Here is a 13,223-nt window from a genome sequence, read left to right as displayed (position 1 = left end):
ACACTTATTTATTCTGAACAAAAAAGACATCCAAGAGAAAATTCTTGAATGTCTGTAAATCTTAATATCATGATGAATCAACGGATGCCTTAAGCATTTTCCTTAAGGCAGTGGCTGAGGATAAAACCAAAAGGTAACTAGCAATCCCCGAAAGATGCAAGAAGGTAGAAATCCATCCGGTGATCATTGGTAAAAGCATCAGGCTAGATAGAAGGATTAAGAAAAGATAACACAGTTTTACGGTGCATGAAAATTCTTTCCATATATTTGACAGGAGCATGACTCCTCCAGTTATAAAAGCATAACCAACCGCAGAAATCCCAGTCGCCTGAATTTTTTGCCCCAGTGTTAACAAGTGAAAGGCGATAGAAGAGACGACTGTCGCAGTAACAAAAATAACCAAGACATGTTTGGAGCCTCTTTTCCTTTCCAGCAGTCCGCCAAAAGGTAGAATCATGAGCCCATTTAAAAACAGATGTACCCATAAAAACCAGAGGGGGGCTCCTTTACTTCCATGCATCAAGGTTCCACTCATATACTGCCAATAATACACTGGTTTTGAATGAAAGGCCAATAGGTCGTACATAGCATTCCCATAAATAGAAGTGAGAATTCCTAAAAATAAACAAATGAAAGTTAAAGTGCTGACAACTGGGTAGGTTTTGAGGATACTTTTCATGTTAATAATTTTCTTCTACATATTTCTCATTTTTGCAGTTCTTCATCTATGACTATTATACCACTTTTTTATTTCCTAATTTATAAAATTAAGTTAGACAGAGAAGCACCTATGAGGTGAACTCTTAAGTGTTTCAAAACGTTGATAGTATCGTGTTAATTAACGTTTTGAGGCAACTGACTGTATTCGACTAAAGTCGCAACAACTGTGTCAATTGCACCAATTTAGTATGGAAATATAAAAAAGAACACCCCAAAAGGTGCTCTTTGTAAGTATAGTAATTCTCTCGAATTAACATTTTGAGAATTGTGATGCTTTACGAGCTTTCTTAAGACCTGGTTTCATAGCTCCATATCTCATTTAGTTTCAAAATGTTGGATCCTCAATGTTTTTACTTCAAAAGCATATAGATTATATCATAAGATTGGAATAAGTTACAAGTCAATCATGGAATTTTCTATATTGCTTTATGTTTCCGAAAAAGACATCTTTTTTGGAAAATGAGATAAACACCTCTTACTAGTATTAGTTTGTTTGTGTTCTTCCTATAAAACAAAAATATAACAATTCTCTAAATTCAATCTGCTCTTGACTAGACGATAAAGCTGTCTCAAGATATTCCTCATTGTAATATTTTACAGCTTCTTCGAATGTGTTATAAATTCCTCCTGATACAGATTTCACCCTAGGATTTCGTAATATTGAACTTAACAATCCAAATGCATTTTGAAATTTTCTTAAAGGTAATGGCAACTCGTCCTCATTAAAATCATCAACATATTCAATAATCTCGTCTTCTGAGGGATAGCTCATTGATTGGATTTCTTCCCTGTGACTAATTAACCAAAAGTAAGCCTCATCCCACCCTTTGCTTTTAACCATCGCTAATAAATATTTGTCTATTAGCTGAATATTGTCAAATCCTTTTAACTCAAACAATTTTTGCAAAGTTCTAAATCTTATATCTGGGGGAAGTTTAGAAAACATTGATAATACATTTTTATCAGATTTTAAACTCAAATTATATTTTAAGAAATATTGTACAAATAAGTAGGAGAATAAATCCCAAATCAGATTTTCAGCCTCAACCCACTCTTCTAGATTAGAAATTTTATTATTTTGTGTGTGAGAATACTTATTGCCTATCTCTCTCAAATTATTTACCGTAGCCTCAAAGTCTTCACGCAATTTACCATTCACAGAATTAAGTCTCTCCGTCGTTTTAAATTTTTGATTTTTTTCAGTAGTGGTGATGTCTCCTAATTCCATTTTCTCACCTTTACCTAAATTTAATAATCTCCGGGAAATTAATTCGGTCAATTTACGCTGTAATACAATTCTACTACTTATGCTGATTTCAGAATAATATATATCTGCAATTAAGTCTGAAATCAATACCTCATAATCATTATTATCAAAAGGGTTAATTGCCATGATTTTCACTCCTAAAAAAGCATACGAAACCACAGTTCCATATGCTTACCTGTTACTCAATAGAAACCTAATCATTTGCAAGTTGTGCAAGAGTGATTTCTTTATATGAAGCAACAACATCCGATGCTAGTCCAATAAGGGCTAGAATAATTTTTGTCAAATCAACTTCCATTATTTCTTCCTCCTTCTAGACACTTCCAGTGCCAAAAACCGAGGACTAACACCGATATAATTTTATATTTAAATAAAGATTTTGTCAACTTATTTTTAAATCAACCTTATAGGAGGCTAGGAGTATCATTGTAATGTAGTCGATTACATTTATCAACCTTAATGTATAGATCTTTCAGGAGATTAATACTTGTTAAAACAGCTTCACCTGTATTTAATTTCTTCACTTGATTTATCTGATTTTCAGATAAATGATTCTGTATTGCCTTTAGTTCATCAGGAGATGTAAGGCGATGAACTAATAAAGTCCCAACCTGACCTAAGAGCACCTTATCTACATCATTTGGATTCTGTGTAGTAAGAAACAGAAAAATTCCTTTCTTCCTGCCTTCACGTGCAATACTATTCAGTCCAGTATAAAACGTGAAACCTTCATTATTGAGTCCCTTTGTATATCTATGGACTTCATCAACAAACATTACAAACGGTTTTATTGATTCTGAACTCAAATTAACTAAATAATTTGAAATTAGATCAACAATCATCCCACCAATACCATCAGTTGTTCCAATTTGAGAAACATCTATATACAATGACTTACCAGTTCCTCCTTCTGTAAATGAGTTGATAATATCAATTAAACTATTCCCCGTTGAAGTGAAAAAATTTACAAGTGAAGTGTTGTCTAACTTATAATTTACCTTTTGAATAAGATACTGATTTACATTAAAATTGAAAGTGTCAGCTATAAAATGCCCCCTATTATCTTGCTTAGTTGTTTCAACAGCTATCTGAGCTGATAGATGCTCAAGTTGAAAATTTCTATCCTCATCAGTAAGTTCTGAAAAATCACTCTCAACTTCTGTCACTGACTTTCCTACTTTTTTGTAGATGTCCTGATTTCCAATCTTGAATTGATATCGTAGTGAACGTATTGCTTCAGCCAATACTGCTGGTTGTGTGCCATCGTTGGTCTCAAAAAGAATTGACCACTGATTCATTGAAATTTGAGATAACGGAAGAAAAGCATTTTCGCCAAGTATGTACTTATCCACTTCTTCCTCAGTAAATGAATCGGAATACTCTCCTGTTGGATCTATAATTAAAGTCCGTATACCATCATTTGCTAGTTTATCTAAAATACTCAAAGCTGATGTGGATTTACCACTATTAGTAGTCCCCACTGTCATTAAATGTCTATTAAATAGAGTTTTAGGTTGTAATGTTATTGGGTACTCTTGAGAGCTAAATGCGAGTCTTGCAAAAGAAGATAGCTGCTTCTCGTCGTCTGGACTTACTTCGATTGATTTAATAAATAACTCTACTACCTTTTCATTTGCAATATATACCCTATCAGTTATACCAACGGTATTTGTCCCATTAAGTTTGAAATACTTTTCCCCCAATGGTATATACCCTAGTACGTCAATACTTATTTCTGGAAAAATTTTTTCTTGTTGTCCATTCGTCAACATCTCGTGTACACTATCAGAATTTGGAACTTTAGACTGAAATATTTCCCCAAAGAATAAGCCGTTACTCGAATCAATCAAAACATAGAAATTTATTGTATTTGGAGCAAGAATATCTGTTCTTAATTTTCTATATGAAAATAGCGACAAATTTTCTATTTGAATAGTAGAATATGAACGATTTACTTGAGAAATCATACCAAGATAATAGTTACTTTTATCTGCTATTTCATAAAAACTATCAATTTTCATCATTCAAATACCTTCCAGACAAATAATCAACCAAGTCACTATTCATAGTTGCCTTTAAAAATGAGATTGGATAACCTTCATTCATCAGATGTATAAGTTCTCCCCAGTTTTTATTATATTTAGTATCCGACTCCACAATCTCATCATATTGTTTATTCGTCTCATCCCACTGCCTGTTTGGGTCAATATTAAAGTCTGTTACCAGTAATTTCATACTAGAGTTATTTTTTAATGCCTGTGTAATCATCTTAGAAATATGATCATCCGCAAAACTAAAACCTGAAGAAATCAGTAAAGTATTGGGACGCTTTATAAGCTCTTGAAATTTTGTGAATAATTCAAAATATGGCTCCTGATAGCTTTGAGCAAACTTATCTGAACTTGGAAAAACCATGACCATTTTATCTGTCTCAGTAATACTGTCCTTATTTTTTCTTACGATATCACCATTATCCTGTTTTTCCCAAGTCAGTGAACCATGGATTTTAACAAGATTAAATGTCTTCTCCTTATATTCAACTTCTCTGGTATTGACATTCTGGATCTCCTTCACAAGATTCCATTCAAACATATTGCTATCAAACTTTGGAAGAGGAGTAAAGTTGAATCCATCAAAAATTACAAAATTGTTTTCTGATGCAGCTTCTTCAATCAAAACATCATAATTAGTTGTGATAACGGAAAATTTATTTCCATCTTTTCCTGATAGGTCAGATAAAAACTTTAGTAATGCTCCATGCTTCAAGACTTTACCATTATACGAGTAGTTTGTGTTTTTCTTAATCAGTTGTAAAATTTTATCAAGTGTTTCGTTAAACTTCACTTTATCATCATCTGGCACATATGGACGATAATGGAATAATGCGGATAGAAAATCTTCCAAATTAAAACCATTATCCAATGTAGAACTCTCAGATGATTCAAATTCTGTGAAGTCTAATATCTTTCCGTCTTTGTACCTGCACATTTCAGCCAATTCTTCTAATGTGTAGAGCTCGTCTATGCCATGTAGTTTTTCAAATACATCATCTGCAATCATTTTGACTGTTTTTCCATAATTTGGATTTCCTCCTACTACAGATGCTCCAGCCCCAGCAAGAAAAATAATATTTGAATATTTCTCTCCATAAATAGTTTTTCGGACTTTTTCACTAATCAAGCGCTTAAAATCACTCTCTTTAAATTCGTTTTGAGAGTCATCCTTTGATTCTTGCTTTTCGAGCTTACCAAGTGAATCAAAAAACTCCTTGCCATCAATTTTATCTGCACCGTATGAAATAGAATTAGATAAATAATGCAATTCAACCTGTTTATCGTTAGATTTATTCTCATCATCAAAAAAGAAAAAAAACATTTAACTACTCCTCCACTTCAAACTTAGGCAAGCTATTAACCAAATCTACAGTCTGCATTGACACATTGATAATGCTCGGCAGTAGATTAAAGATATACTTCTCATCTGTACTGTAGTCATTCGTATCATCGGTTATACCAGATTTCTTATCCGTCTTAACCTGATACTGGTCCATAATCCACTCAATAGCTGAGCGACCATTGACCATATATTCATAAGCCTTCTCAGGGATATTTTTGATAATAATATCGGCTCTATAATTTCTGTAGTGGGTAAAACCACTGTAGGAATTATGGGGTCTCTTTTGTTTTAGAAAAAAGTCCCATAAGACCTATAATAAAAAGCGACCAAACCATCATTAGAAAGACTCCTATGGAACAACTCAATTTTATCACAAACTTACTGGGAATAAAAGACCCTAACATCACTATTTTGGATGTTCTAGATACTGGAACACACAAGGAAATCATGGCTAAGCTAGATTATCCAGCACCTAAATGCCCTCACTGCCAAGGAAAAATGACTAAATATGACTTCCAAAAAGAATCTAAAATCCCTTATCTAGAATGTGTGGGTCACAAGACATTGATTCGCTTAAAGAAGCGCCGTTTTCGCTGTACAGACTGTGGAGGAAATGGCTGTATCTGAGACTTCCTTAGTCAAGAAGAACCACCAAATCGCAAACATCGTCAAGCAGAAAATAGCCCAAAAATTGATCGAGAAAGTCCCTATGACTGCTATCGCAGAAAGTTTATCTGTATCTACTTCCACCGTCATTCATAAACTGAAAGAGTTTAAATTCAAGACAGATTTATCTTCCAACTCACATGTCTTGGGAGTGAAACAATCTGGGAAGAGACTGTTTCAGCTGGCTTCAAGAAGGGAAAGATGAGCTTCATTGCTCAGGATTTTGACTCGCTCAAGATCGTCACAATCCTCGACGGACGGACTCAAGCAACCATTCGCAATCACTTCCTGCGCTATTCCAGAAAAGTCCGAAACCAAGTCAAAGTCATTACAATGGACATGTTTAGCCCATACTACGATATTGCCAGAAAACTCTTTCCTTCTGCGAAAATTGTCCTCGACCGCTTTCACATTGTACAACATCTCAGCCGGGCTACGAACCGTCTTCGCATCCAAATCATGAATCAGTTGAATCGAACATCACACGAATATAAGGCACTCAAGCGCTACTGAAAACTGCTCCAACAAGATAGTCGGAAACTAAAGCATAAACGATTTTATCGTCCAACTTTTCGGTTGCACTTAACTAATAAAGAGATTCTTGAAAAGATTCTCTCGTACTCTCAAAAACTCCGAGAACATTATGAGCTTTATCAACTCTTACTTTTTCATTTCCAAGAGAAACGGGCTGACCATTTCTTTGGACTCATTGAAGATACCATTTCATGTGTGAAGCTTAACTTTCAAACTGTTTTTAAGACCTTTTTGAAAGATAAGGACAAGATCATGAACGCACTGGAACTGCCCTACTCAAATGCAAAACTAGAAGCTACGAATAATCTCATCAAGCGCAACGCTTTCGGATTTCGGAACTTTGACAATTTTAAAACTAGAATTCTCATCTCTTTGAATATCAAAAAGGAGAGGACCAATTCGGTCCTCTCCAGAGTATGACTTTTCAGAAACCCACTACAGTTGACAAAGAGCCAAAATCTTGAATGTCTGTAAACGTTGATATAATCGTGTTGATTAACGTTTTGAGGCAACTAACCTTATCAGGTTGCAGCCACATTTGTAAGCGACTAAAGTCGCAACAACTGTGTCAATTGCACCAATTTAGTAAGAAAGTATAAAAAAGAACACCCCGAAAGGTGCTCTCTGTAAGTATAGTAATTCTTTCGAATTAACGTTTACTAAATTGTGATGCTTTACGAGCTTTCTTAAGACCTGGTTTGGAAAGTATGAGTTTCATTTGGACTAAAAATAGCGTAATATCAAGGCTATTCAGAACGATATTTACTGATTGATTTCATAAAATTTGAATCAATATTTTTAAAATAGGGGAATTTCTTAATTCAGAACCTTCACTCAGACCATAACCCTAATTATCCTAATAAAGTTTGGAGTATTGGAATAACAATTATAAAGAGCACTGTACTTAGAGTCACCACATTCGTTGAAAACTCAACATCTCCTTTTCCTTGATTGGCAAGGATTGGAAGAACTGCTAGAGCTGGTGTAGCAGACTGAATCATAAAGGTCTTAAATTCTGCTGTTGTCATATTTGGGGCAAAAAACTTCAATACAAGAAGCATGGTCAGAGGAGCTAGGATAAAACGTCCAACCAAAGTGACAATTGTATCTTTATCAAAAGCAATCGTATTCAAGCCTGCCTTTGCAAGAACAATACCGATATAGACAAGAGATAGTGGCGTTGTTAAACTACCAATATAAGTCAAGGTACTTTCCGCAAAACTTGGGACAGGAAGACGGAGCACTAAAAATACGAGGGCTACGAGAAATCCCAATAAAGGGGCTGGGAAGAGCTTCTTCCAATTGAATTTTTGAGCTTGTTTTGAAGCTCCTTCTTTGCTATCCGAGGTCATTAGATAGACACCTAATGTCCAAGTAGATACCGTATTTGTAATATAATACACCAAGAAGTAGGGAAGGGCTTGATCTCCAAACAGAGCTATGTTTAAAGGCAAACCAATAAAAATGGTATTAGCATTCACGAAAGTATTAATCATGGTTCCTCGACGGCCCGGGCGCACTCTAAAAAGTTTCACAGCTATAAAGGCCATTAGGTAACCAAGAATGAAGGCGATAAACGTATACAACAAACCGCCAGACAAGCTAATCAATTTATCTAACGTTAAATATTTAAGAACAGAGGTAAAAATTGCCACTGGCATGGCCACATTCATAATGAGTTTTGATAAATCATTTCCAAAACTCTCTTGAAACCAACCACGGACTTGTAAGAAGTAACCTAAAATGATAATGACAATAATAGGTACAATACTCTGAATTGAAGTTAAAAAGATTTCCATAGTCTCCCTTTCTATATGTCATAGCGTATAGTTTAGGGCGTACGAAGCATCCAGTCGCACTCGTACACCCCATTTCCATTTACTTATTTATAGGTTGGATACCATTTCAAATCACGAACTGCTTTAGCCATATCAGTTTCTTTAGCACGTGCAAGACCTTGTTCTTGCGCTTTTTTAGCGACTGCTTCAGCTACCTTAATAGAAACATCTGCTACATACTTGAATGGTGGCAAGACAGGAGCTCCTGGTTGGCCTGAATTGACAATACCACTCAATGAATGAGCCGCTGCTCCAATCATTTCATCTGTCAGTAGACTTGCTTCAGAAGCTAACATACCTAGACCAAGACCCGGGTAAATCAAGGCATTATTGGCTTGACCAATCACATAGTCTACACCTTTATAAGAGACCGTATCAGCAGGAATTCCTGTTGCGACAAAAGCTTTGCCATCTGACCATTCGATCAAATCTTTGGCGCTTGCTTCGGCCAGCTTGGTTGGATTTGATAATGGGAAGATCATTGGACGTTCAGTATTTTCGCACATAGCTTCTACTATTTCTTTAGTGAAGGTATTAGGTTGAGTTGAAGTTCCTACAAGAATGGTTGGCTTCACAGTCTTCACTACTTCAAGCAGGTCAGTCAACTTGTCTGCGTTACTAAAGTCGGCACGTTTCTTAGCAAACGGTTTTTGTTCAGGAGTTAGGTCATCCATGTCATCAAAGAGAAGACCTTGTTTATCAACCATAAAGAAACGTTTATAAGCTTCTTCTTCGGAAAGACCTTCACTCACCATTTCACGAAGAACACGAGAGGCAATTCCTGCACCCGCAGTACCACCACCATAGCAGAGATAAACTTGATCTGTTAATTTTTCACCACTAATATCCAATGAACCAAAGATACCACCTAAGGTAACGATTCCTGTACCTTGAATATCATCATTAAAGGTTGGAATTTGCTTCCGGTATTTTTCAAGAATATTGGCAGCATTCAAGCGACCGAAGTCTTCCCAGTGAAGGTAGAGTTTAGGAAAGAGACGTTCTGCTGCTTGAACGAATTGGTCAATGAAGTCGTAGTAACGATCTCCGCGGACCCGTTCGTGACGATTTCCTAAGTAATTAGGATTGTTACGAAGTTCTTCACGGTTAGTCCCTGCATCAATGACTAAAGGAAGGACCATAGAAGGATCGATTCCAGCAGCACCCGTATAGACCATCAATTTCCCAACAGAAATATCGACACCATTTGTTCCCCAGTCTCCAATTCCAAGAATTCCTTCTGCATCTGTTACAACAATGAGTCGAATCTCGCGATCCCCGGCAGCATTTTTCAAAGTAGCTTCAATATTTTCAGGATGATTGATATCAAGATATCCCGCATATTGTGGATCTACAAAAAGGTCACTATAGCCTTCAATCGTATCTGCAATGGTTGGGTCATATACAATTGGATTAAATTCTTCCAAATGTTGAGAAAAGAGATAATAGAAAAGAGTCCGGTTGGTATTAAAGATTTCCATTAAGAACAAACGTTTTTCCAAATCATTGGCTTTTGTTTCCATTTGTGCATAAGTTTGCGCTGCTTGTTCTTCAATCGTTTGGACATAAGGTGGCAATAACCCAATAAGGCCTAGTTCCTTTCGCTCCTCTAAGGTAAAGGCAGTTCCCTTATTAAGGAAAGGATTGTTTAAAATATCATGTGCAGTCATAGTGCAACCTCCTTTTTTACTAATATTATACCACTTAAAATGAATTGTTTGGAAAACTTTGTTGTTTAAAAAATACTATTGTGTACGCATATGTTATAATGAGTCTACGAGAACAATTTTCTAATAAGCTCTTTATACTTAAAACACTACTGTTAATGGCACTTTAAGTTGTTATATTTTATAAAGTTCTGAACTCATAAAACTCTCGATGATCACTCTTTACTAAAAGTTTCGAGTAAAAGAAACTAATCATACAAATTGGCAATCCGAATTAAAATAAATATCCTTTAAGTTTACTATAAAGTACTTTGTATTTTTTAAGGTGTTTTTTTGTCATACAAAACTTGTATTCTATTTATATGACAACTAAAAACTATTTACAACAATATATTTCCCAAAAAGTGAAATATTTTCGAACACAGAATAAAATGAGCCAGGAAGAACTTTCTGAACAGGCGGGACTTGGTCTTAAGTATATCAATCAACTAGAAAACCAAAGTGTGAATCTGACCATTCACAGTCTAGAAAAAGTGATTGATGCCTTACAGATGACCCCAGAGGAGTTTTTCAATTTTAGTAGCCTTGAATCCACCTCTGATAAGACTGAAAATCTTTCACTAAAGAGATTGAACATGAAGATTAAACAACTCCCTATTGATAAACGAGAAAAGATGTTGGTCATTTTTGAAAGTATCTTAGATAATCTCTGATATCCCTGACTCACATACATTATAACTGGTAAAAAAACGTATAGTCAAACGAAGTGATACGGATAAATATTATTTATCTGGTTATTTCCCTAGATGTTGAAAGTGAGCCTTTATGAACTTAAAAGACCTACAGTATTTTTATGATCTCTGCCAAGTCCAATCCTATACAGACGTAGCAAAACAGCACAAAGTTAGCCAACCTTCTATTTCTTATGCCATCAAGCGATTAGAGGAGGCCTTTAATTGTAAGTTGATTCACCACGATCCCTCACACCGATCCTTCAAACTGACTCATCAAGGAGAAATCCTTCTGAAACACACAGAACTGATCTTACCTGAGGTCATTTCTGCTCGCAAAGAAATAAATCGTTCTTTGGCTCATTACTCTACTGTAGGATTTCCTCCTATTATCATACAGTATCTCTTTGCTTCTCTAAATGAAGAAAAAGAATTTGATTTTTTAAAAAAAATACGTCCCATCCGCGGTGGCTCCGTGGAGTTATTAAACCTTCTCCTCAAGGGAGACCTTGATGCAAGCTTACTCGGTTTGATTGAACCACTCAATCATCCTTCAATAGAGACGCATGAACTATTTCATAAAGAACTGTATGTCGTTTTATCCAAGAACCATCCTCTTGCTACTGCTTCTTCCCTCATTTTTCGAGATTTAGTAGATCAACCCTTTATCCTTTTAGACGAACACTTTGTTCACTTGAAAGCTTTTGAACTTCTTAATCAGAAGTATCAAAACAGGGCAGAAATATTCTTCAAGAGTGACGACATTGTCATTCTTAAAGAACTTTTAAAGAAAGGTATCGGCCTTAGTTTACTGGCTGATATCGCACTTTCTGATGAAGATGATGATTTAATAAAAATCCCTCTAATACCGGAGGACCAGATAACATTTACAGTTTATTACGCTTATCTCAAATCAGCTACACTGTCATCAGAAGTAGAATCCTTATTTAATCTCATTAAATCATATGAATAGAAAAAAACTCTAACTATCAACTACCTAATAGCTAGAGTTTTTTACATTATAGGTATTAGACTAAAGCACGAAGAAATAGGATATTATCACCGAATTTTTCATTTACCTGATACCATTCAACGAGATCCCCAATTATAAATCTACAAAGTGTCGATAAAAAAGAACAACCCGAAAGGTGTACAGTAATTCTTTCGAAGAACATTTTGAGTGCAGTGGTTACCTTCCAATCAAACATCGCTTCACTTGTTTTCTTGGGGTAACTGTGCATAGCATATCTCTACGCGACTAAAGTCGCTAGAGCTATCCTAATTGAGCACCGCCAGTTCTCATAGAAAAAACACCTTGCAAGATGCAAAGTGTTTTCGTTTGTATTCTGCTGTCCAGCAACGAATTAACGTTTTGAGAACTGGCTAGCTTTACGGGCTTTCTTAAGACCTGGTTTCTTACGCTCAACCTTACGTGAGTCACGAGTAAGAAGTCCTGCGCGTTTCAATGAATCGCGGAAGTCTGGGTCTACTTGAAGAAGGGCACGAGCGATACCGTGACGGATAGCTCCTGCTTGACCAGCGTATCCACCACCTACAACGTTAACGAAAACGTCGTATGAACCTACAGTTGAAGTAACTGCGAATGGTTGGTTGATAACAAGACGAAGGTCAGCGTGTGGGATGTACTCTTCAACATCTTTTTTGTTAACAGTGATTTTACCAGTTCCTGGAACAAGGCGAACGCGTGCAACAGCGTTTTTACGACGTCCAGTACCTGCATATTGTGCTTGTGACATACTTTATTGTTCCTTTCCTTAGATAAGTCCTGAAATGTCAAGAACTTCTGGTTGTTGTGCAGCGTGAGTGTGCTCAGCTCCAACGAATACTTTCAACTTCATACCTTGAGCGCGTCCAAGAGTATTGTGTGGAAGCATACCTTTAACTGATTTTTCGATCAAACGTACTGCATTTTTAGAACGAAGTTCACCAGCAGAGATTGATTTCAATCCACCTGGGTGGTTTGAGTGAGTGTAGTAGATCTTATCAGTTGCTTTTTTACCAGTCAATTTAACTTTTTCAGCATTGATAACGATTACGAAGTCACCTGTATCAGTGTGTGGTGTGAATGTTGGTTTGTTTTTTCCGCGAAGTACGCTAGCAACAACTGCTGAAAGGCGTCCAAGAGGTACATCAGTTGCGTCAACAACGTACCATTTGCGTTCTACTTGGCCTGGTTTAGCCATGAATGTAGTTTTGTTCATGATTTCTCCTATATGAATATCGTTTTTGTTTACAGGGCGGATGTTCCAGTCCGCGGGGTATTTGAAAGGTTCCGGGGCCTTACAAATGGGGTAAACAATACCGTCTACTATCATACCAAATTTTACCACTAAAAGTCAATAGATATGAAAAATATTTTTGCTGATTTCAGTGTTTAACATCT

Annotated in this window: 10 protein-coding genes and 2 pseudogenes; 3 read left to right on the top strand and 9 right to left on the bottom strand. The window is 36.0% G+C overall.

The features are described from left to right. Positions 1-67: 67 nt before the first annotated feature. The 5 genes and pseudogenes from GOM47_RS01545 to GOM47_RS01525 form a co-directional block, all read right to left on the bottom strand. Complete coding sequence (locus tag GOM47_RS01545; protein WP_235080853.1) at positions 68-679, bottom strand: rhomboid family intramembrane serine protease; 612 nt, start codon at positions 677-679, stop codon at positions 68-70. A gap of 525 nt (positions 680-1,204) precedes the next feature. Further along, on the bottom strand, positions 1,205-2,113 hold the full coding sequence (locus GOM47_RS01540) for a hypothetical protein (RefSeq protein WP_235080852.1): 909 nt from the start codon (positions 2,111-2,113) through the stop codon (positions 1,205-1,207). Between the two features lie 278 nt (positions 2,114-2,391). Continuing rightward, complete coding sequence (locus GOM47_RS01535) at positions 2,392-4,011, bottom strand: ATP-binding protein (RefSeq protein WP_235080851.1); 1,620 nt, start codon at positions 4,009-4,011, stop codon at positions 2,392-2,394. Further along, positions 3,998-5,362, bottom strand: coding sequence for an SIR2 family protein (locus GOM47_RS01530; RefSeq protein WP_235080850.1), 1,365 nt, complete (start codon positions 5,360-5,362; stop codon positions 3,998-4,000). Before GOM47_RS01530 ends, GOM47_RS01535 begins: the two co-directional genes overlap by 14 nt. Positions 5,363-5,366: 4 nt before the next feature. After that, positions 5,367-5,609, bottom strand: a pseudogene (locus tag GOM47_RS01525) (type ISP restriction/modification enzyme); the annotation flags it as partial. Positions 5,610-5,734: 125 nt separating this feature from the next. Here GOM47_RS01525 and GOM47_RS01520 point away from each other — a divergent pair. Continuing rightward, positions 5,735-7,003, top strand: a pseudogene (locus GOM47_RS01520) (ISL3 family transposase). A gap of 431 nt (positions 7,004-7,434) precedes the next feature. Here the strand turns inward: GOM47_RS01520 and GOM47_RS01515 are convergent. Both GOM47_RS01515 and GOM47_RS01510 read right to left on the bottom strand, forming a co-directional pair. Then, positions 7,435-8,382 (bottom strand): AEC family transporter, encoded by a 948-nt coding sequence (locus tag GOM47_RS01515; RefSeq protein WP_235080849.1) that lies wholly within the window; start codon positions 8,380-8,382, stop codon positions 7,435-7,437. Between the two features lie 83 nt (positions 8,383-8,465). Next, positions 8,466-10,091, bottom strand: a complete 1,626-nt coding sequence (locus tag GOM47_RS01510; RefSeq protein ID WP_235080848.1) for a malolactic enzyme — start codon at positions 10,089-10,091, stop codon at positions 8,466-8,468. A 359-nt stretch (positions 10,092-10,450) separates the two neighbouring features. Between GOM47_RS01510 and GOM47_RS01505 the strand changes: the two genes are divergently transcribed. Both GOM47_RS01505 and GOM47_RS01500 read left to right on the top strand, forming a co-directional pair. Continuing rightward, a complete protein-coding gene (locus tag GOM47_RS01505; RefSeq protein ID WP_235080847.1) occupies positions 10,451-10,801 on the top strand; it encodes a helix-turn-helix domain-containing protein in 351 nt (116 codons plus the stop codon). 112 nt (positions 10,802-10,913) lie between these two features. Beyond that, positions 10,914-11,792: a LysR family transcriptional regulator gene (locus GOM47_RS01500; RefSeq protein ID WP_235080846.1), complete on the top strand. Its 879-nt coding sequence runs from the start codon at positions 10,914-10,916 to the stop codon at positions 11,790-11,792. 391 nt (positions 11,793-12,183) lie between these two features. Here GOM47_RS01500 and rpsI read toward each other — a convergent pair whose 3' ends face one another. Next, a complete protein-coding gene (rpsI, locus tag GOM47_RS01495; protein WP_000075969.1) occupies positions 12,184-12,576 on the bottom strand; it encodes a 30S ribosomal protein S9 in 393 nt (130 codons plus the stop codon). Between the two features lie 18 nt (positions 12,577-12,594). Further along, the gene (rplM, locus tag GOM47_RS01490; protein ID WP_002876943.1) at positions 12,595-13,041 is read right to left on the bottom strand and encodes a 50S ribosomal protein L13; all 447 of its coding nucleotides are present in this window, start codon (positions 13,039-13,041) and stop codon (positions 12,595-12,597) included. Between the last annotated feature and the right edge of the window lie 182 nt (positions 13,042-13,223).

It is taken from the genome of Streptococcus oralis (genome assembly GCF_021497945.1).
Lineage (GTDB): Bacteria > Bacillota > Bacilli > Lactobacillales > Streptococcaceae > Streptococcus > Streptococcus oralis_BR.
This window is presented reverse-complemented; position numbering and strand designations above follow the sequence as displayed.